At 20.2% G+C, this 21,191-nt stretch carries 27 protein-coding genes and 2 tRNA genes; 7 read left to right on the plus strand and 22 right to left on the minus strand.

The genetic code is table 11. The annotated features are described in order from the left end of the window. Nucleotides 1-11 precede the first annotated feature (11 nt). The 14 genes from rplE to rpsJ form a co-directional block, all read right to left on the minus strand. Nucleotides 12-551, minus strand: coding sequence for a 50S ribosomal protein L5 (rplE, locus tag GJT93_RS01310; RefSeq protein ID WP_168821815.1), 540 nt, complete (start codon nt 549-551; stop codon nt 12-14). Nucleotides 552-568: 17 nt separating this feature from the next. Continuing rightward, nucleotides 569-883 (minus strand): 50S ribosomal protein L24, encoded by a 315-nt coding sequence (gene rplX / locus GJT93_RS01315; protein ID WP_168821987.1) that lies wholly within the window; start codon nt 881-883, stop codon nt 569-571. Between the two features lie 19 nt (nt 884-902). Beyond that, nucleotides 903-1,274, minus strand: coding sequence for a 50S ribosomal protein L14 (gene rplN / locus GJT93_RS01320; protein ID WP_168821816.1), 372 nt, complete (start codon nt 1,272-1,274; stop codon nt 903-905). 90 nt (nt 1,275-1,364) lie between these two features. Next, nucleotides 1,365-1,619 carry a 30S ribosomal protein S17 gene (rpsQ, locus tag GJT93_RS01325; RefSeq protein WP_168821817.1) on the minus strand — a complete coding sequence of 85 codons (255 nt, stop codon included), beginning with the start codon at nt 1,617-1,619 and terminating at the stop codon, nt 1,365-1,367. 4 nt (nt 1,620-1,623) lie between these two features. Beyond that, a complete protein-coding gene (rpmC, locus tag GJT93_RS01330) occupies nt 1,624-1,821 on the minus strand; it encodes a 50S ribosomal protein L29 (RefSeq protein ID WP_168821818.1) in 198 nt (65 codons plus the stop codon). A gap of 12 nt (nt 1,822-1,833) precedes the next feature. Beyond that, nucleotides 1,834-2,235, minus strand: coding sequence for a 50S ribosomal protein L16 (rplP, locus tag GJT93_RS01335; protein WP_168821819.1), 402 nt, complete (start codon nt 2,233-2,235; stop codon nt 1,834-1,836). Nucleotides 2,236-2,239: 4 nt separating this feature from the next. Then, nucleotides 2,240-2,962: a 30S ribosomal protein S3 gene (gene rpsC / locus GJT93_RS01340; RefSeq protein ID WP_168821820.1), complete on the minus strand. Its 723-nt coding sequence runs from the start codon at nt 2,960-2,962 to the stop codon at nt 2,240-2,242. A gap of 15 nt (nt 2,963-2,977) precedes the next feature. Next, on the minus strand, nt 2,978-3,313 hold the full coding sequence (rplV, locus tag GJT93_RS01345; protein ID WP_168821821.1) for a 50S ribosomal protein L22: 336 nt from the start codon (nt 3,311-3,313) through the stop codon (nt 2,978-2,980). A 25-nt stretch (nt 3,314-3,338) separates the two neighbouring features. Continuing rightward, nucleotides 3,339-3,626, minus strand: coding sequence for a 30S ribosomal protein S19 (gene rpsS / locus GJT93_RS01350; protein ID WP_168821822.1), 288 nt, complete (start codon nt 3,624-3,626; stop codon nt 3,339-3,341). A 19-nt stretch (nt 3,627-3,645) separates the two neighbouring features. Beyond that, nucleotides 3,646-4,467, minus strand: a complete 822-nt coding sequence (rplB, locus tag GJT93_RS01355) for a 50S ribosomal protein L2 (RefSeq protein ID WP_168821823.1) — start codon at nt 4,465-4,467, stop codon at nt 3,646-3,648. 16 nt (nt 4,468-4,483) lie between these two features. Then, nucleotides 4,484-4,789: a 50S ribosomal protein L23 gene (gene rplW / locus GJT93_RS01360; protein ID WP_168821824.1), complete on the minus strand. Its 306-nt coding sequence runs from the start codon at nt 4,787-4,789 to the stop codon at nt 4,484-4,486. Further along, entirely contained in the window at nt 4,786-5,391 is a 606-nt protein-coding gene (gene rplD, locus GJT93_RS01365) for a 50S ribosomal protein L4 (protein WP_168821825.1), read from the minus strand. Before rplD ends, rplW begins: the two co-directional genes overlap by 4 nt. A 26-nt stretch (nt 5,392-5,417) precedes the next feature. Then, complete coding sequence (gene rplC / locus GJT93_RS01370; protein ID WP_168821826.1) at nt 5,418-6,062, minus strand: 50S ribosomal protein L3; 645 nt, start codon at nt 6,060-6,062, stop codon at nt 5,418-5,420. Between the two features lie 40 nt (nt 6,063-6,102). Further along, complete coding sequence (gene rpsJ, locus GJT93_RS01375; protein WP_168821827.1) at nt 6,103-6,414, minus strand: 30S ribosomal protein S10; 312 nt, start codon at nt 6,412-6,414, stop codon at nt 6,103-6,105. A gap of 252 nt (nt 6,415-6,666) precedes the next feature. Here rpsJ and ruvX point away from each other — a divergent pair, with 252 nt between their 5' ends. The 3 genes from ruvX to hemW are packed head-to-tail and all read left to right on the plus strand — an operon-like array spanning nt 6,667 to nt 8,847. After that, nucleotides 6,667-7,083 carry a Holliday junction resolvase RuvX gene (gene ruvX, locus GJT93_RS01380; RefSeq protein WP_168821828.1) on the plus strand — a complete coding sequence of 139 codons (417 nt, stop codon included), beginning with the start codon at nt 6,667-6,669 and terminating at the stop codon, nt 7,081-7,083. 54 nt (nt 7,084-7,137) lie between these two features. Then, the gene (locus tag GJT93_RS01385; protein ID WP_168821829.1) at nt 7,138-7,695 is read left to right on the plus strand and encodes a hypothetical protein; all 558 of its coding nucleotides are present in this window, start codon (nt 7,138-7,140) and stop codon (nt 7,693-7,695) included. Nucleotides 7,696-7,698: 3 nt separating this feature from the next. After that, complete coding sequence (hemW, locus tag GJT93_RS01390) at nt 7,699-8,847, plus strand: radical SAM family heme chaperone HemW (RefSeq protein WP_168821830.1); 1,149 nt, start codon at nt 7,699-7,701, stop codon at nt 8,845-8,847. Between the two features lie 6 nt (nt 8,848-8,853). Here hemW and trmB read toward each other — a convergent pair whose 3' ends face one another. Further along, a complete protein-coding gene (gene trmB / locus GJT93_RS01395; RefSeq protein ID WP_168821831.1) occupies nt 8,854-9,537 on the minus strand; it encodes a tRNA (guanosine(46)-N7)-methyltransferase TrmB in 684 nt (227 codons plus the stop codon). Between the two features lie 84 nt (nt 9,538-9,621). On the opposite strand from trmB, the gene GJT93_RS01400 reads away from it, so the two are divergent. After that, a complete protein-coding gene (locus tag GJT93_RS01400; RefSeq protein WP_168821832.1) occupies nt 9,622-9,858 on the plus strand; it encodes an oxidative damage protection protein in 237 nt (78 codons plus the stop codon). 14 nt (nt 9,859-9,872) lie between these two features. Here the strand turns inward: GJT93_RS01400 and GJT93_RS01405 are convergent. Beyond that, nucleotides 9,873-9,945 (minus strand) — tRNA-Ala (locus tag GJT93_RS01405). A gap of 15 nt (nt 9,946-9,960) precedes the next feature. After that, a tRNA-Ile gene (locus GJT93_RS01410) sits at nt 9,961-10,034 on the minus strand. A 120-nt stretch (nt 10,035-10,154) separates the two neighbouring features. Here GJT93_RS01410 and rmuC point away from each other — a divergent pair. The 3 genes from rmuC to GJT93_RS01425 all read left to right on the plus strand — a co-directional run bounded on the left by rmuC (nt 10,155) and on the right by GJT93_RS01425 (nt 15,005). Continuing rightward, nucleotides 10,155-11,465 (plus strand): DNA recombination protein RmuC, encoded by a 1,311-nt coding sequence (gene rmuC, locus GJT93_RS01415; protein WP_168821833.1) that lies wholly within the window; start codon nt 10,155-10,157, stop codon nt 11,463-11,465. An 867-nt stretch (nt 11,466-12,332) separates the two neighbouring features. After that, nucleotides 12,333-13,733 carry an asparagine--tRNA ligase gene (asnS, locus tag GJT93_RS01420; protein WP_168821834.1) on the plus strand — a complete coding sequence of 467 codons (1,401 nt, stop codon included), beginning with the start codon at nt 12,333-12,335 and terminating at the stop codon, nt 13,731-13,733. 72 nt (nt 13,734-13,805) lie between these two features. Next, the gene (locus tag GJT93_RS01425; protein WP_168821835.1) at nt 13,806-15,005 is read left to right on the plus strand and encodes a porin; all 1,200 of its coding nucleotides are present in this window, start codon (nt 13,806-13,808) and stop codon (nt 15,003-15,005) included. Between the two features lie 108 nt (nt 15,006-15,113). Here the strand turns inward: GJT93_RS01425 and GJT93_RS01430 are convergent, their stop codons facing one another. The 5 genes from GJT93_RS01430 to rodA all read right to left on the minus strand — a co-directional run bounded on the left by GJT93_RS01430 (nt 15,114) and on the right by rodA (nt 21,183). Next, nucleotides 15,114-15,731, minus strand: a complete 618-nt coding sequence (locus tag GJT93_RS01430; protein WP_168821836.1) for an MBL fold metallo-hydrolase — start codon at nt 15,729-15,731, stop codon at nt 15,114-15,116. 9 nt (nt 15,732-15,740) lie between these two features. Further along, complete coding sequence (gene rpsA / locus GJT93_RS01435) at nt 15,741-17,393, minus strand: 30S ribosomal protein S1 (protein WP_168821837.1); 1,653 nt, start codon at nt 17,391-17,393, stop codon at nt 15,741-15,743. Nucleotides 17,394-17,587: 194 nt separating this feature from the next. Then, the gene (gene aroA / locus GJT93_RS01440) at nt 17,588-18,889 is read right to left on the minus strand and encodes a 3-phosphoshikimate 1-carboxyvinyltransferase (RefSeq protein WP_168821838.1); all 1,302 of its coding nucleotides are present in this window, start codon (nt 18,887-18,889) and stop codon (nt 17,588-17,590) included. Nucleotides 18,890-18,928: 39 nt separating this feature from the next. Next, nucleotides 18,929-20,032, minus strand: a complete 1,104-nt coding sequence (serC, locus tag GJT93_RS01445) for a 3-phosphoserine/phosphohydroxythreonine transaminase (RefSeq protein ID WP_168821839.1) — start codon at nt 20,030-20,032, stop codon at nt 18,929-18,931. Between the two features lie 50 nt (nt 20,033-20,082). Next, on the minus strand, nt 20,083-21,183 hold the full coding sequence (gene rodA / locus GJT93_RS01450) for a rod shape-determining protein RodA (protein WP_168821840.1): 1,101 nt from the start codon (nt 21,181-21,183) through the stop codon (nt 20,083-20,085). Nucleotides 21,184-21,191 lie beyond the last annotated feature (8 nt).

A 21,191-nucleotide genomic window follows, 5' to 3' on the forward strand; every position in this document is an offset into this window, starting at 1 on the left:
AAAACCTTTATTTAAGATCTAAATGGGAAATTAAATGCTTTAAATAATGCATAACTTTCTTTATTTGAAATTTTGTTTGTAGTTATTGTAATATCTAATCCTCTTAAATAATCTATTTTATCAAAATTAATTTCTGGAAAAATGATTTGTTCTTTTATACCAATACTATAATTACCATTTTTATCAAAAGATTTTTTTGATAAACCTCTAAAATCTCTTATTCTAGGTAATACAATTAATAATAAACGATCAAAAAAATCCCACATTCTTGTTTTTCTTAACGTGACTTTACACCCGATAGGATATCCTTTTCTAATTTTAAAACTAGCTATAGATTTACGTGATTTAGTAATTAATGGTTTTTGACCACTAATAAGCATCAAATCATTAATAGCATTATCTAAATGTTTTTTATCAAGAATAACTTTACCAACACCCATATTTAAAGTAATTTTTTTAATACAAGGTACCTGCATAATAGAAGTATATTTAAATTCTAATATTAATTTTTTAACTATTTTTGTTTTATACAAATTATATAATTTTAACATTTAATATTATCTTTAATTTATTTTAAAATTTCATTATTTGATTTAAAAAATCTTTTTTTAATTCCTTTTAAATATTTAATTTTTATTTTATCTATTTTATTTGTTTTGCTATTAAAAATAGCTATATTTGAAATATGAATTGCTGCTTCTTTTGTTATAATTCCTCCTTTATGTGATATTGCAGGATTAGGTTTACTATGTTTTTTTATAAAATTTATACCTTTAACAACCACAAAATTTTTTTTTATAAAATATTTAATTATACCTTTTTTACCTTTATCCTTTCCTACTAAAATCATTACTTCATCATTACAACGTAATTTACTTTTCATCTCTTTATATCTCATTAATTTAAATAACTTCTGGAGCTAATGAAATAATTTTCATAAATTTTTCATTTCGTAATTCTCTAGTAATTGGTCCAAAAATTCTTGTACCAATTAATTGTTCATTAGTATCATTTAATAATACACAAGCATTATTATCAAAACGTATAATTGAACCATCAAAACGTCTTATCCCTTTTTTAGTTCTTACAATTACTGCTTTTAATACATCACCTTTTTTTACTTTACCTCTAGGTATTGCATCTTTAATAGTAACTTTAATAATATCTCCAATATTAGCATATCGACGTCGTGATCCACCTAATACTTTGATACACATAACACTTTTTGCACCTGAATTATCTGCAATATTTAATATTGTATGTTCTTGTATCATATAATTTTATCTTTTTTTTTAATTATGGAAAATAATATATTATATATTTTAATAAATTTTTATTAAAATTTATTAAATAATATGTTATAATTAGGTTATTGATTTTTTTATAATTTTTACTAAAATCCAAGATTTAGTTTTAGATATTGGACGAAATTCTTTAATCTCAACTAAATCTCCAATATTACATATATTTTTTTCATCATGTACATGTAATTTTGTAGTACGATTAATATATTTACCATATATAGGATGTTTTATTAATCTATTAATATGAACAATGATAGATTTTTGCATTTTATTACTTATAACTTTACCTTTTAAGGTTTTTATTTTTTTTTGCATGAATTTATAATCCTTTCTTTTTTCTTTGAAATAAAATTTCTTTTATTCTTGCAATATTTTTTCTAGATTTTTTTAATAAGTGAGTATGTTTTAAATTTCCTAATGCTAATTGAATTTTTAAATTAAATTGTTCTCTAGATAAACTTAACAATTCATTTTCTAATTCTTGATTTTCTTTTTTTAAAAGCTCAGTTATTTTCATATAATATTAATTTTATTTTTTTAAAAAAATTGTTTTAACAGATAATTTTGCTGCACCTAATTTTAGAGCCTGACGAGCTAGATCTTCTGAAATTCCATCAATTTCATATAAAATTCTTCCTGGTTGAATTAAAGATACCCAATATTCAACATTACCTTTACCTTTTCCCATTCTTACTTCTAAAGGTTTTTCTGTTATAGGTTTATCTGGAAAAATTCTAATCCATATTTTTCCTTGTCTTTTCATAGAGTGACTAATAGCTCTTCTTGCTGATTCTATTTGTTTAGAAGTTATTCTTCCTCGCTGTATAGCTTTTAAAGCATAAGTACCAAAATGAATATTCATACCTATAATAACACCACGATTTCTTCCTTTTTGCATTTTTCTAAATTTTGTACGTTTTGGTTGTAACATACTATTAATCTCCTTTTTTATTTGTATTCCTTTTTTTTTTCATTTTATAAGAATTATATGTAAAATTTTTTGTAAAATTAATTTTTTTTGTTAAATCATGTTTTAAAATCTCTCCTTTAAAAATCCATACCTTAATACCTATTATACCATAGGTAGTATGAGCTTCTGATAAACTAAAATCAATATCTGCTCTTAAAGTATGTAATGGTACTCTTCCTTCTCTATACCATTCTGTACGTGCAATTTCTGTGCCCCCTAAACGACCACTAACTTCTACCTTTACTCCTTTTGCTCCTAATCTCATAGAATTTTGCACTGCTCTTTTCATAACTCTTCTAAACATAATTCTTTTTTCTAATTGTGTAGATATAATATCAGCTACTAATTTTGCTTCTAATTCCGGTTTTCTGACTTCTGTAATATTAACTTGTGCAGGTACTTTTGTAATTTTTGAAATTATTTTTCTAAGTTTTTCTACATCTTCACCTTTTTTACCTATAACTATACCAGGACGTGCTGTGTGAATATTTACCCTAATACTTTTAGATGGTCTTTCTATTATAACTTTAGAAATAGATGCTTTTGCTAGTTTTTTTTTTAAAAATTCTCTTACTTTAAAATCACTATATAAATAATTTGCATAATCTTTTTTATTAGCAAACCAAACAGAATTCCATATTTTATTTATTCCTAACCTTAAACCATTAGGATGTGTTTTTTGACCCATTATAATTATCTCCAATTATGTTTTATCTGTTAAAATAATAGTAATATGACTTGTATATTTTAAAATCCTATCTGATCTACCTTTAGCTCTAGGCATAATACGTTTCATATTAGTACCTAAATCTATATAAATTTTTTTTATTAATAAGTTATCTATATCTATGCCATAATTATGTTCAGCATTAGATATAGCTGAATTTAATGTTTTTTTTATTAAAACAGCAGATTTTTTATTTGAAAAATTTAAGATATCTAAAGCTTTAGATATCTTTTCTCCTCGAATTAAATTAGCTATAATTCTTAATTTTTGTGTAGAAGAAGGAGCGTATTTATATTTTGATAAAATTTCCATTTTTTCCTACTTATTATATAATATTTTATTTTTTTAATGTTTTTTTAATTTTTTTATCAGCTGTATGTCCTCTATATGTACGTGTTGGAGAAAATTCACCTAGTTTATGACCAACCATTTCATTAGTGATATATATTGGAATATGTTGACGACCATTATGTACAGCTATAGTTAATCCAATCATATTCGGAAATATAGTAGAACGTCTAGACCATGTTTTTAATGGTTTTTTATCTTTGTTTAATATTGCTTTTTCAATTTTTTTAAATAAATGTTTATCTATAAAAGGACCTTTTTTTAAAGAACGTGACATTCTATTACCTTTTTTTATATTAAGTATTACGATGTTTTATAATGTATTTTTCTGTTCTTTTATTTTTTCTAGTTTTTTTACCTTTTGTTTTAATACCCCAAGGAGTAACAGGATGCTTACCGAAGTTTTTACCTTCACCTCCCCCATGGGGGTGATCAATAGGATTCATTGCTGTTCCTCTTACTGTAGGTCTTATTCCTTTCCATCGTTTTGCTCCTGCTTTACCAAAAGATTTTAACATATGTTCATTATTACCAATTTCTCCTAATGTTGCTCTACAATTAGATTTTATTTTACGTATTTCTCCAGATTTTAATCTTAAACTTATGTAAGTTTCTTCTTTTGCTATTAATTGAACATATGTACCAGCTGCTCTAGCTATTTGTCCACCTTTACCAGGTTTTATTTCTACATTATGTAAAATACTTCCAACAGGAATATTTTTTATAGGTAATGTATTACCAATTTTAATACTAACATTTTTTCCTGATTCTACTATATCACCAATTTTTAAATTTTTTGGAGATAAAATATATGTTTTTACTCCATCTTTATATTTAATAAGAGCAATATTAGCAGAACGATTAGGATCATATTCTATTCTTTCTACTATAGCAGGAATATTATCTTTATTTCTTTTAAAATCTATAATTCGGTATAATTTTTTATGACCACCACCTATATGACGAGTTGTAATTTTACCATGATTATTTCTTCCACCTGATTTATTTTTTTTTACTATTTTAGGGTAAAAAGGTTTACCTTTATATAAAAAACTATTTACTACTCGAATCATATGTCTCCTACCAGGAGATGTAGGTTTATATTTTTTAACTATCATTTTTTAATTTTAACCTTTATAATTTTTTATTTGTATTAAAATTAATTTTTTGATTTTTTTCTAAAGTTATATATGCTTTTTTCCAATTTTCTTTTTTGAATTTACATTTTTTGTTTTTTTTTCTTTTTCCCTTAATAATTAGGGTGTTAATATTTTTTATTTTTACATTAAATATTTTTTTTATTACTCTTTTAATATCTATTTTATTTGCCTTTTTTAAAACTTTAATAATTATTGTATTTGTCTTTTCTTTAACTAAAGAAGATTTTTCAGATATATGTGGACCTTTAATAATTTTAAAATCAAATTCTTTTAAACTCATTTTAACAACTCTTCTATATGTTTAATAGCATTAATAGTTATAATTATTTTATTAGAATTAATTAAATTAACAGGATTAATATTTATTGAATTTGTAATTTTAATATTATATAAATTACGAGATGCTAAAAATAAATTATTATTAACTAATGTAGTAATAATCATTATTTTTTGTGATAAGTATTTTTGTAATTTTTTAACTAAAATTCTAGTTTTTGGTTTATTTATTGTAAATTCTTTAAATAAAAGAATTCTATTTTCTTTAATTAGTTTTGAAAAAATACTTTTTAATGCATTACGAAACATTTTTTTATTAATTTTTTTATTATAAATTTTATTTTTTGCAGCAAAAGTTACCCCCCCAGAACGCCAAATAGGGCTTTTTCTAGATCCTGCTCTTGCTTTTCCTGTGCCTTTTTGTCTCCATGGTTTTTTATTAGAACCTCTTACTTCTCCTTTATTTTTTTGTGCTTTAGTTCCTTGTCTACCTATTGTTCTATAAGATTCTATAACTTGATGTATTAATATTTTGTTATAATTTCTATTAAAAATAATATCTGAAACTATAACTTTATCTTTTGTATCTTCTGTTATAAGTTCCATTATACATCCTAAAATTAGTATATTTATTATTTATTTAAATTTTTTATTGCTGGTTTTACAATTACATTACTACCTGTATAACCTGGTACAGCTCCTTTAATAAGTAAAAGATTTTTAATTAAATCTACTTTTATAATATTTAAATTCTGTATAGTAATTTTTTTATTTCCTAACTGACCAGCCATTTTTTTTCCTTTAAATACTTTTCCTGGAGTTTGATTTTGTCCAATAGAACCAGGAACTCTATGTGAAAGAGAGTTTCCATGACTAGAATCTTGTGTTTTAAAATTCCATCTTTTTACAGTACCAGCAAATCCTTTTCCTTTTGAAAAACCAGTAACATCTACTTTAACTATTTGTTTAAAAATATCAATATTTATTTTTTGACCTACATAAAATTTATTGATACTATAATCTTGAATACGATATTCCCATAAAATAGAACCAGCTTCAGTTTTAGCTTTTAAAAAATGTCCTATTTCAGCTTTATTTATACGACTAGTTTTTTTAAAACCTGTAGTCATTTGAATAGCATTATATCCATCATTTAAAATAGTTTTAATTTGTGTTACTCGGATATTTTCAAATTGTATAACAGTTATTGGAATAGATATACCTTCTTCAGTAAAAATTCTAGTCATTCCCATTTTTTTACCTATTAATCCAATCATATATTATATACTCCACTATTATATTGAATATATTTTGTTTTTAACCTAAACTAATTTGTACATCAACTCCAGCTGCTAAATCTAATCTCATTAATGCATCTACAGTTTTTTCTGTGGGTTCTATAATATCGACTAAACGTTTATGAGTACGAATTTCATATTGATCTCTAGCATCTTTATCTACATGAGGAGAAATCAATATTGTAAATTTTTCTTTACGAGTAGGTAAAGGTATAGGACCACGAACTTGAGCACCAGTACGCTTAGCAGTTTCAACGATTTCCGCTGTTGATTGATCAATTAAACGGTGATCAAATGCTTTTAGACGAATACGGATCCTTTGGTTCTGCATAAGACCAGAATCTCCTATTTAAAAATTAAAGTAACTCTCTATAAAACATATATATATTGAGAGACCTATTATGATTTAATAAAAATAATTATATTATTATGACTTATAATGTATAAATAAAGCAATATTTTTATATTTATAAAATGAAAAAAACTATTTAAAATAAAAAATTTATTTAAATATTAGATAAAAATTATTAATGGTATAATATAATTCATAAATATTATAAATTATATATAAAAGAATTTTAAAATGACATTGTTAGCTTTTGATTATGGAACTAAAAATATAGGTGTTGCAGTAGGTCAAAGTATTATACGTATAGCACATACACTCAAGGTTATCAAAAATAAAAAATCTGGTGTAATTAATTGGATAAAAATTAATGATTTATTTAATCAATGGAAACCAATTAAAATTATTATTGGTTTACCATTACAAATGGATGGTAGTAATCAATATATTACTATTTTAGTTAAAAAATTTGCTATTCATATAAAAAAAAAATTTCATATTAACAATATTGAATTTCATGATGAACGATTAAGTACAGTTGAAGCTAAAGATATTTTATTTACTAATGGAGGTTGGAAAACTTTACAAAAAAGTGATATAAATTCATTATCAGCATCAATTATTTTACAAAGTTGGTTTGAGAATAATAAATAAACATTCTGAATAAAATATTTTTGTAAAAATATTTTATATATTTTGGAGTTTTTTATGATTAAAATTATATGTTTATATAAACATTTAATGAACATTATAATATTAATTTTTTTATTAAGACTATGGATTTATTATTCTATTAATAATTATTATAATTCTTTTATAAGATTTATTATAATGTTAACAGATATATGTACAAAATATATTAAAAAAATTTTTCCTATAAAAAATAATAAATTAATATATATAATGTTAGTTTTCTTTTTTTTATTATTGAAATATCCTATAGTAATATTACTACAACATGAAAGTTTATTTGATCACAGTATAAAAACATATTTTTTAGTTAGTATATTAATATTATTGAAAATTGTTGGATGCTTTATATTTTATATTATTACTACATATTTAATATTAAATTATATTAATATAAGATTTTTAAATCTTAATGAAATTTTAGAAATATTTGTTAATCAAATATATTCTTCTATAAAAATAATATTTCCAGATATTTATTATTTAAATATTATTTTATTTGTTATTAATATAATATTATATTTTTTAAATAATTTATTAATTGACTTATTTCCACAATTTTGGTTTTTAATTTAAAATATGATTTTTTTGAATAAATATTATAGTTTATATATTCACATTCCTTGGTGTTTGAAAAAATGTCCTTATTGTGATTTTTTTTCAAAAAATTTTATAAAAAAAAATAAAAAATTACAATTTCAATATATAAATAGTTTATTATTAGATTTAGATCAAACTTTATCTTTTTTGAAAAAAAAAATTTATATTAAAAGTATTTTTTTTGGAGGAGGTACACCAAGTTTGATATGTACAAAATATATATCTTTTCTTTTAAAAGAAATAAAAAAAAGAGTTTATATATTAGAATTAGCAGAAATTACTATTGAAATAAATCCTACTTCTATATCTGAAAAAAAAATAATAGATTATATTAATATTGGTATAAATCGTTTTTCTATTGGTATTCAAAGTTTTAATAATAAAAATTTAAAAATATTAGGTAGATTACATTCATCTGAAATAGCTATAAACGCTATTAATATTTTAAAGAAAAATAATGTTCGTAATTTTAATTTAGATATAATTTACGGTATACCAGGACAATCATTAAATGAATCTTATCAAGATTTATGTAAAATAATTTCTTTTAAACCAAATCATATTTCATGGTATCAATTAACTATTGAAAAAAATACTATTTTTTATAAAAAAAAACCAAGAAATTTATTAAGTAATGATTTTTTATGGAAAATATTTTTACAAGGTAAAAAATTTTTTTCTAAAAATAAGTATTTTCAATATGAAATTTCTTCTTTTGTAAAAAATAATAAATATCAGTGTATACATAATCTAAATTATTGGTATTTTGGTAATTATTTAGGTATTGGATGTAGTGCACATAGTAAAATTACTTTATCAAATAATAAAATTATTAGAATTACTAAAAATAATAACATTAAACAATACATGAATAGAAATTTTATTTCTTCTATAAGAAGGTTATCACATAAAGATATAATATTTGAATTTTTTTTAAATCGTTTTAGATTATACAAAAAAATTTATAAACAAGAATTTTTTTATTTTACTGGTATAAAAATCATAAAAATTATACCTTTAATTAATAAGTCAATCAAATCAGGATACTTAAAAGAAGATAATAATTTTTGGTATATTACAAATAAAGGATATTTATACTTAAATGATTTATTAGAAATATTTATTTAAATAATTTTATTTTTGATATTCTATAAAATATATTTTTTTATTTTTTTTTCTTGCTTTATTTAAAAAATTAGTTTTTAATGTAAATAAATTAAAATTTTTATATATATCTTTATAATAATTTGATTCTTTAAATAAAGAAGAATTATTATTTAAATTTATTATATTTTGATTGATACTTTCTTTATAATTTTTACAATCAGTAACTATATATAATAAACCATTATTAATTAATTTAGAATAAATAATTTTTAAAAAATTTTGTTGTAATAATCTTCTTTTTTGATGTTTTTTTTTTGGCCATGGATCTGGAAAATATAATTGAACTATTTTAATAGAACAATTTGGTATCATATTTTTAAATACAAAAAAAACATCATAGTAAATCAATTTCAGATTCTTTATTTTATTATTAATAATATTTTTTAAACATTTGATAACTCCAGGTAAATATACTTCTATACCAATAAAATTATATTTAGGATTATTCATTGCAAGATTTATAATATTACTATCTATACCGAAACCAATATCAATTATAATAGGTAATTTATTTTTAAAAATTTTATGGAAATTTATTAATTCATTTTTATAATTAATATTAATATCATAAAAATATTTATCAAAAAATATTTTTTTAGATTTTTTTAGTTTTCTAAAACGACAATTAAAACTTTTAATATAAAAATTCATATAAAATTATATGTTATATTAATAATTAATTAATATAATATTATATTATTAAATAATAATATACATTAAATAAGAAAAAATTTTATGATAAAAAAAATTTTTTGTATTTATTATCAGTGTAAATTAGAAAAATTACATAATAAAGTATATCCAGGTAATATTGGTAAAATTATATATAATCATATATCTAAAAATGCTTGGGAAAAATGGATTTTGCATCAAACTAAAATTATTAATGAAAAAAAACTTAATATGACAAATCAAAAACATATTACTTATTTAAAAAATAAAATGATAAAATTTTTATTTTTAAAAAAATAGATTTACATATTATGTGGAGCTAAGCGGGATCGAACCGCTGACCCTCTGCGTGCAAAGCAGATGCTCTACCATCTGAGCTATAGCCCCTATATTTTATTTTAGTAGGCTTGAGTGGATTTGAACCACTGACCTCACCCTTATCAGGGGTGTGCTCTAACCATCTGAGCTACAAGCCTATTTATAATACAATTAATTCATATTTATAAAAAAAAGTCAATTAAAATATATTTTTTATTTAAAATTTTATTACTAAAAATATTTAAATAAAAATTTATTATGAGGATTTAAAAATGTTAATGTATAAAAATTATATTTTTTTTTTAATATTATTATTTACAATAATATTTTTTTTATATAAAAAATATTTAAATAAAATAAAAAATACAAACCAAGAATTACATTTTGAATTAATAAAAAAAAATGAAAAAATTGAATTTTTAGAAAAATTTAAAATAGAAAATAAACATCTAAATAAAATTATTTTTGAAAAACAAGAAATAATCATAGACTTAAAAATTAAAATTAAAGAATTACAAGTTAGATTAAATGAAACTACTATTTTTTTTAATAAAAAAGAAAAAATTATTTATGATAAAAATAACTATTTTAATACAGAATTTAAAAATTTAGCTCATAATATTTTAGAAAAAAGTGAAAATAGAATAAATCAATATAATAATAATAATATTAAAAATATTATTTATCCTTTAAATGAAAAATTAGAATCATTACAAAAACAATTGCAAAAAAATTTATATCATGAATCTAAAGAAAGAAATATATTAATTCATGAAATTAAAAATTTAAAAAAATTAAATATACATATTTCAAATGAAGCTATTAATTTAACTAATGCATTAAAAGGAAATAATAAAATACAAGGTATTTGGGGAGAATTAGTATTAAATAAAATTTTAGAATCTTCTGGTTTAAGAAGAGGATATGAATATGAAATACAAAAAAAAATTGAATTAAATAATATAAAAAAAATACAACCTGATGTAATAGTTAATTTACCTTATAATAAAAAAATTATTATAGATTCTAAAATGACATTAATAGCATACGAACGTTATTTTAATACTGATAATAAAATAAAACAAAAAAAAGCATTAAATGATCATATTATAGCTATACGTAATCACTTAAAATTATTAAGTAATAAAAAATATCAATATTTATCTAATTTACAAACATTAGATTATATAATAATGTTTATTCCTATTGAATCTGCATTATCTTTAGCTATAAATTATAAACCCTCACTCTTATATGATGCTTTAAAATTAAATATTATGTTAGTTAGTCCTACAACTCTAATGATTTCTTTAAGAATTATAGAAAATTTATGGCGTTTTGAAAAACAAAACAAAAATTCTTTATTAATTGTTGATAGAGCAACAAAATTATATAATAAAATTCGATTATTTATTGATGATATGTATATTTTAGAAAAAAATATAGATAAATTACAAATGAATTATAATTCATCTATAAAAAAATTATTTTTAGGAAAAGGAAATATAATATCTCAAATTGAAAATTTTAAAGATTTAGGTATTAAAATAGTTCATAAAATTAATCATGATTTTAAAAAAAATAATTAAAATTATCTTAATTATAAAGAAATAAATATGTTTAATATAATTGTTTATTTATATTGAATAAATAAAAAAATTTAGATACTACTAATTTATTATCAATAATAAATATTACTAATAATAATAAAGGAACTATCTATCTATAGATAGATATAGTTAATATAAAATTGTTAAAAATATTAAAATTATTATTAATTTACAATTTGAAATACATTATTCTTATCTATTTATAGCATTTTTATACAAATAGAAAAATTTTTTAAAAAAAATGTAGTAGTAACTTAAAAATAATATAATTGAGATTTTATATAAATTATTCTTTTAATTCATAAATTAAATTAGTATCATATTATTGCATAATAATATTTTTATAATATAGAAATGTTTTCATAATTTTTTTTAAAATATTAAAATTTTAGTTTCATAAACTTTCTAAAATAAAAACATATTGTTAATTAATGATATTAATGAATTAAAATAATGCTAAGATATAAATATATATATAAGTTTTGAACTAAAATATTTTTAATAAAAAATATAAACATGGTTATTATAAATAATATAAAATTAATTACTAACAATAAATTATTAATAATAATTAATTTCTTTTTTTTCTTATTAAAAAACCATAAAAAACATTATTTAAAAAATTTAAAAGTAGAAATAAACTTTTATTATTATCTAAATTAATAAAAATTTTTTTTTTGTAATAAATAAAAACTATATAAATTTATATATTTAAATGGGAAAAAATATATTTAATATTTTAAATTTAAATAAAAATAATTGAAATTATAATTTTTATAAATTAAAATATATGAAATAAAATATTTTAAAAAATTTTTAAAATTTTTAAGTTAAGAGAAAATAATAATGTGTTTAATTTCTAGTATATCAGAATTAGTAACTGGAAAATTTAAAATTAATCAAATAATATCAATAGGAGGATGGGTTCGTAATAAAAGACATTCAAAATTAGGAATTTCTTTTATTAATTTATATGATGGATCATATATATATGATATACAAATTATTGCTAATAATACATTATATAATTATAAAAATGAAATTTTATCTATTACCAGTGGTTGTTCTTTAAAAGTTACTGGGCAACTAAAATTTTCTCTTAAAAATAAAAAAAATTATGAAATATATGCTACAAAAATAGAAATTTTAGGTTGGGTTGAAAATCCAGGAAAATATCCTATTTCTCCTAAAAAACATAGTTTAAAATATTTAAGAGAAGTATCTCATTTACGTTCTAGGACAACAATAATTAGTTGCATAACAAGAATTAGACATAATATAGCTTTATTTATACATAATTTTTTAAATAAAAAAAATTTTTTTTGTATAAATACTCCAATAATTACAACTATAGATACTGAAGGATCAGGTAAAATGTTTAAAGTATCTACTTTAGATTTTGAAAATATTCAATATAAAAAAAATATAAATATTTTTAAAAAAGATTTTTTTGGTAAAGAATCTTTTTTAACTGTTTCTGGACAGTTAAATTTAGAAACTTATGCTTGTTCTATGTCTAAAGTATATACATTTGGACCTACTTTTAGGGCTGAAAATTCAAATACTAAACGTCATTTAGCAGAATTTTGGATGTTAGAATTAGAAATAGCATTTACTAATTTAAAAAATATTATGAAATTTGCAGAAAAAATGTTAAAAAAAATTTTTACATATTTTCTTAATTTTCATAAAAAAGAAATTACTTTTTTATCTAATAAATTAGAAAAAAATTTATTTTATAAAATTGAAAAAATTATATTAAATAAATTCAATATAATTGAGTATACTGAAGCTGTTAATATTTTAAAAAATTGTAAAGAAAAATTTTTAAATTCTATTATTTGGGGTAATGATTTATCTTCAGAACATGAAAAATATTTAACCAATAAATATTTTAATAATGCAGTAATAATTTTTAATTATCCTAAAAAAATTAAAGCATTTTATATGTATTTAAATGATGATAATAGAACAGTAGCATCTATGGATATATTATTACCTGATATAGGTGAAATTATCGGGGGTTCTCAAAGAGAAAATAGAATTGATTTTTTAGATAAAAGATTAAAAGAATTAAGATTGAATAAAAATCATTATTGGTGGTATCGTGATTTAAGAAAATATGGAACAGTACCTCATTCTGGATTTGGTTTAGGTTTTGAAAGATTATTATCTTATATTACTGGCTTAAATAATATAAAAGATGTTATTCCATTTCCAAGAACTCCATATAATGCAAGATTTTAATAAAAAAAGATAATTTTTTATAAATTTTATTACTAACTAGATTTAAAATATTATTAATAAGGATAAAAAATTATGAGATTTGGTATATTTAAAATTTTAATACTTTTATTATTTTCAATTAGTATTGTTCATGCTAATGAAATTTATAATAAAAATGGACAAAAAATGGATTTATATGAATCCTTAGAAATTAAAAGAACTTATGCTAATAATGATGTAAATATTTTAAGAAAATATCAAAATACTATATCAAATGTTATCTTAGGATTTAAGGGGATAACAAATATATCTAATAATGTTTATGGTTATGCACAATTTGAATATAGTTTACCAATAAATCAAAAAGAAATAGATAGTAACGTTTTTCCATCAATGCGTTTAGGTTTAATAGGATTAAGTTTTAATAATGGTAACAATTCTATAGATTTCGGAAGAAATTATGGAATATTATATGATGTAACTTCTTATGCAAAAAAAAGTTTATTTTTTACAGATGAATTTATGTATAATAATAATGATAAATTTATGTTTGGAAGAACAAATAATCTTATAACTTATAGAAATAAAAATTTTTTTAATTTAATTAAAGGACTAAATTTTGCTTTACAATACAAAGGATTATATATCCCTAAAGAAGATTTTTATAGTAATTTAGAAAAACAAGATATTTATATAGATAAAGAAAAAAATAGACATGGATGGGGTACTTCTATTTCTTATAAATTAGGAGATTCTGGAGTTAGTTTTATATATTCTTATTTTAATGCTTTAAAAATAAATAATAAAAATAATAAAATCTTTCTTATAAAAGAAAAAAGTTATAATAACGAAAAAGAAAACGATAAAAATAATAACAATATTAAAGCTTTTGCAATTGGAGCAAAATACGAAAAAAATAATATTTATTTAGCAGCTGTTTTTAGTGAAGCTTATAATTCATTAATATATTTAGCTGATTATAGATATTTATTTGCTCATAAAATTAAAAATTTAGAAATCATTGGACAATACAAATTTAGTAATGAATTACAAACTATTGTTTCTTATGTGCAATCTGAAGGAAGTAATATACCTGGGGGTAGACATTTTGATGGAGGAAATATTAATTTTGTAAAATATGTATCTGTTGATACAATATATAAATTTAATAAAAATTTATCTGCTTATATAAGCTATCGTATTAATTTATTAAGTAAAAATAACAGATATATAAATACTAATCATATTTTTCATCATAATTTATTTGGTATCGGTTTGATTTATAAATTTTAATTTAATTATAAAAATTTTATATGTTATGATAATGATAATATATAGTTATTTTTTTAATTTTAAAATTTTTAATAAAGAAATAAACCTATAAAAATAGTTATTTTATTTTTAAATTAATTTTTTTACTTCAAAAATAGAAGTTTTTTTTCCATGACCTGGTAATATAATATTATCTTTATCTTTTGATAAAGATAATATTTTTTTTATAGATTTTTTTAAAATATAAAAATTACTTTTAGGTAAATCTGTTCTGCCTATATTATTTTTAAAAATAATATCACCTGAAATTATTACATGATGTGATTTATTAAAAAACACTATATGACCAGGTGTATGTCCAGGAAGATGATATACATGAAAATTAATTTTTCCTATAAAAATATTTTGATTATTTTTTAACCATATATTATTTTTAAATTTACAACATGGAAGATTAAACATTTTATTTTGTAATTTTATATTCTTGATCCAAAAAATATCCTCTCTATGAGGACCTAAAACAGGTATATCTAATATTTTAGATAAAATATAAGCTGCACCAATATGGTCTAAATGACCGTGAGTAATTAAAATTTTAGTTATCTTTAACTTATATTTTTTTAATATAATTAAAATTTTTTTATATTCTCCTCCAGGATCGATAAGTGCTGCTTGAAATGTTTTTGTACACCATATTAAATAACAATTTTGATTAAAATTAGTAACAGGGATAATTTTATATTTCATATTAACTATTCAAATTTTTTTAGCTGCTTTAAAAGCTTCTGTCATAATATTCGAAAAATTATTATGTTTATTTTTCTTAATAATTTTACTTTCTATGGATTTGATATTAATAGTTATATTAACAATCCTAATTTTACGATCAATATTACTAATTTTACCTTCTATTTTTTGTCCTATTTTAAAATATTTTATGATATTTTCAATTCTATTTTTATATTCATTTAATTTAATATTACCTAATATTCCATTATTAAGTTTTAATTTAATGTTTTTATTATCTATATTCGTAATAACACCTGTAATTAAATTATTTTTTTTATATTCTGAAATATAATAATTTAAAGGATCTTCTGTTAATTGTTTAATACCTAAAGAAATTCTTTCTCTTTCTGAATCTACTTGTAAAACCATAGCAGTAATAATATCATTTTTCTTATATTTAAGAATTTCATCTTCTCCATTATTTGTCCAAGATAAATCAGATAAATGTACTAAACCATCTATTCCTCCAATTAAACCAATAAAAATTCCAAAATCTGTAATTGATTTAATTTTTCCATTAACACAGTCACCTTTTTTATAATTTTTAGCAAATTCTAACCAAGGATTAACAGTACATTGTTTAATACCTAAAGAAATTCTTCTTCTTTCTTCATCAATATCTAATACCATTACTTCAACTTTACTATTTACAGACACTATTTTCGTAGGATGTATATTTTTATTTGTCCAATCCATTTCAGAAACATGTACTAATCCCTCAATACCTTCCTGAATTTCAACAAAACACCCATAATCAGTTAAATTAGTTACACGTCCTATTAATTTACTATTTTCTGGATAACGTTTAGATATAGATTTCCATGGATCTTCACCTAATTGTTTTAATCCTAATGAAACACGTACTTTTTCTTTATCAAATTTTAATATCTTAACCTTAATATTATCTCCAATATTTACAATTTCGCTAGGATGTTTTACTCTTTTCCATGCCATATCTGTAATATGTAAAAGTCCATCAACTCCCCCTAAATCAACAAACGCTCCATAGTCAGTAAGATTTTTTACTAATCCATTTATTTCCATACCCTCATATAGGGTATTAAGTAATAAGTTTCTTTCAACACTATTCTCTGATTCTATAACTGCTTTTCTAGAAACAACAACATTATTTCTTTTTTTATCTAATTTTATTACTTTAAAATCTAATTCTTTTCCTTCCAAATGAGAAGTATCTCTAATAGGTCTAATATCAATCAAAGATCCTGGTAAAAAAGCTCTAATATTATTAAGATCTACTGTAAATCCTCCTTTAACTTTACCGTTTATGATACCCTTAATATTATTTTTATTTATATTAGCTTTTTCTAAAAATAACCATGATTCATGTCTTTTAGCTTTTTCTCTAGATAAAATAGTTTCACCAAATCCATCTTCTATAGAATCTAGTGCTAAGTCTATAACATCACCTATTTTAATTTCAAGTTCACCTTTTATATTTTTAAATTGTGAAATAGGAATATAAGATTCTGATTTTAAACCTGCATCTACTAAAACAACATCTTTTTCAATAGCAATAACAGTTCCAGAAACAATAGATCCTAAATTAATAATTTTATTTTTCGATGATTTTTCAAATAATTTAGCAAAACATTCATTCATATTAGTAACTTTTAAATATTTTAAAATAAATATTAACTTAAATCATATTAAGTATTATTTATTAAATAAAAACTCATACATTCCTTTTATGAGAAAATTAAATATTATATACATAATATATATGTATATAACATTAATAATTTTTTTCTGCAACTATATATTATATTTTTTCATATACTAAAATCATTTATTATTTAATAATAATGGCTAATTTTTTTAAATTCTGTAAAAAAATTTGGATATGTTTTTGTAGTACAATTAGGATTTATAATAATTACAGGATTTTTAGATAATGATAATAATGAAAAACACATAGCTATACGATGATCGTTATAGGTTTCAATAATAGTTTTTTTAATATATTTAGGAGGTTTAATTGTAATAAAATCTTTACCTGTAATAATAATAGCTCCAGTTTTTTTTAATTCATTAGACATTGCTGTTAAACGATCAGTTTCTTTTACTCTCCAATTATATATATTTTTAATAGTTGTAATACCTTTAGCAAATAAACTTACTACTGCTAGTGTCATAGCTACATCTGGAATATCATTTAAATCCATATTAATGGATTGTAAAATACCTTTTTTTGTACAACTAATATAATTTGAACCATAAGAGATTATGGCACCCATTTTTTTTAAAATATTTACATATTTTATATCACCTTGAATACTTTTATTATTTAAATTTTTTAAAATTACTGTACCTCCCTTAATTGCAGCAGCTGCTAAAAAATATGATGCAGAAGATGCATCTCCCTCAATGACATATTTTTTTGGAGAAATATAAGTTTGTTTACCAATAATTTTAAATTGTTTATAATTATTATTATTTACATTAATACCAAAAATTTTCATTAGTTTAATAGTCATATCTATATATGGTTTAGATACTAAATGACCATTTACATTAATTAATGTATCATAATTTAATAATGGACTTATAATTAATAAAGAAGTTAAAAATTGACTTGAAATCGAACCATCTATTACAAGATTATTATTAATATAATTTTTAAAACCCCCCCTTAGGTGTATAGGAGGAAAGTATTTATTTTCTAAATAACTAATTTTAGCACCTCCGGTTTTTAATGTATCTACAAGATGTTTTATAGGCCTTTCTTTCATTCTAGGTTCACCGGTTAAAATAATATCACAAGTATTATTTAACGATAATAATGCTGTTAGTGGTCTTATTACAGTTCCTGCATTACCTAAATAAAGTTTTATTTTATTTATAGGTTTAAAATATCCATTATTACCTATTATAAAACAATTTTTTTTGTTATTTGATAAAGTATAATTAATTCCTAATTTTTGTAATGCATTTAACATATGTTGTACATCATCACTATCTAATAGATTTACTAATTCAGTATTTCCTTTTGATAAAGCAGATAATAATAATACCCTGTTTGAAATACTTTTTGATCCTGGTAACTTTATAGTACCTTGAATTTTTTTTACTGGTTTTAAAAATAAAATATTTTTCATTATATATTAATTAATTAAATTTTAAATTTATCATAACATTTATCCGTAATTTTTTTCAAAATCACGCATAAAATTTATTAATTTTTTTACTCCTTCTATAGGCATAGCATTATATATAGAAGCTCTTAATCCTCCTATTATTTTATGTCCTTTTAAATAATATAATCCATTTTCTTGAGCTTTTTTTATAAAAAAACTTTCTTTTTTTTGTTCTTGTAAAGAAAAAGTAACATTTGTTATAGACCGGTTAGAAGGTATTATTTTATTTATATAAAAACTACTTTGATCTATAGCATTATATAATAATTTTGATTTTTTTTGATTTATTTTACTAATATATTTAATTCCTCCTATTTTTTTTAACCATTTTAAAATTAAGCTAGATAAATATAAAGAAAATGTAGGAGGTGTATTAAACATAGAATTATGTTTAGATATAATATTATAATCTAATACTGAAGGTATTTCTTTACGTTTTTTAGTATTTTGATAAATTAAATCTTTTCTAATAATTATTAAAGTTAATCCTGCAGTACCAATATTTTTTTGTGCACTTGCATATATTAATCCATAATTTTTGATATTTATTTCTTTTGCAAGAATTAAAGATGATAAATCAGCTATAATAATTTTATTTTTTAATTTAGGTTCTTCAGGTTCTTCATTAATTGCAATACCTTCTATAGTTTCATTAGGACAATAATGTATATATTTTGAATTTGAACTTAAATGCCAATTTTTTATTTTTTTTATATAAAATATATCCTTTTTTTTTTTTACTGGATTAATAATATTGGGTAAACAATATTTTTTTGCTTCATTTATAGCTTGTAAAGACCAATGACCAATATTTACATAATCAGCTGTTTCATTATAATATAATAGATTCATAGGTATTGCAGCAAATTGTGTTCTAGCTCCTCCTTGACAAAATAATATATCATATTGTTCTGGTATATGAATTAATTCTCTTAAATCATTTTTCATATTTTGTAATAAATTTATAAAATCGCTACTACGATGACTAATTTCCATAACTGAAACATTTAAATTATTCCAATTAATTAATTCTTTTTGTACTTGTTTTAACACTTCATAAGGTATGGTAGCAGGACCTGGACTAAAATTAAATATTTTATACATATTTATATATCCTATTTTCAATATATTAAAAAATAAAAATTTTGTTTAAATTATATTTTATCATGAGTATACATAGACATAATAATTCCAAAATTAGCCATAATAACTACAAGTGATGTACCTCCATAACTAAGAAATGGTAAGGGAATACCTACTATAGGGAGTAGACCACTCACCATACTAATATTAATAAATATACATAAAAATAACATAAATGTTATACCACTAATTATTAGTTTATTAAAAAAATTACGACATTGAAAGGCTAAATATAAACTTCGTATTATTAATAATAAATATATAAAAATTATAAATAATGATCCTACAAAACCAAATTCTTCTGCTAATACAGAAAAAACAAAATCAGTATGTTTTTCTGGTAAAAAATTTAATTGTGTTTGTGTCCCGTGTAACCATCCTTTACCCAATAAACCTCCAGAACTAATTGCAGTTTTAGATTGAAAAATATGATATCCTATTCCTAATAAATCATAATGTGTTTTTAATAACATTAACATTCTTTCTCTTTGATAGTCATGTAGTAAAAACATCCATGCAAAAGGGAGAAAAATTATAAATAAAATAGTACTATTTATGATTATTTTCCATGATAAACCAGATAAAAATATAATAATTATACCAGACAAACTAATTAATATTGCAGTACCTAAATCTGGTTGTTTTGCTACTAATATTGTAGGTATTAGGATAATGATGATAACTTTTAAAAATGTTTTGATGTTAATAGGATATTGTATTTTATTCATAATATGAGAAATTATTAGGGGAACAGCTATTTTTACCATTTCAGATGGTTGAAATTTAACAAAATATATATTTAACCATCTTTGTGCTCCTTTTGTAGTATGCCCAAAAAATTCTACAGCAATTAATAAAATAATACAAAACCAATAAAATAAAACAGAATATTTTTCATAAATATCTGGATGTATTTGTGCTGCAATTAACATTACTATAAAACCTATAAAAATTTGAATTATTTTATGTTTAATAAAATTATAATGGTATAATCCTGTTGCACTCCATGTTATAAATAAACTAATAATTAAAATTAAGGTTATTAACATTATTAATATTAGATCTATATGTAATATAGAATTAAGAAAATAATTAATTTTTTTTTTTTTCATAATAAAAG

This window comes from Enterobacteriaceae endosymbiont of Donacia provostii (genome assembly GCF_012570145.1).
Lineage (GTDB): Bacteria > Pseudomonadota > Gammaproteobacteria > Enterobacterales > Enterobacteriaceae.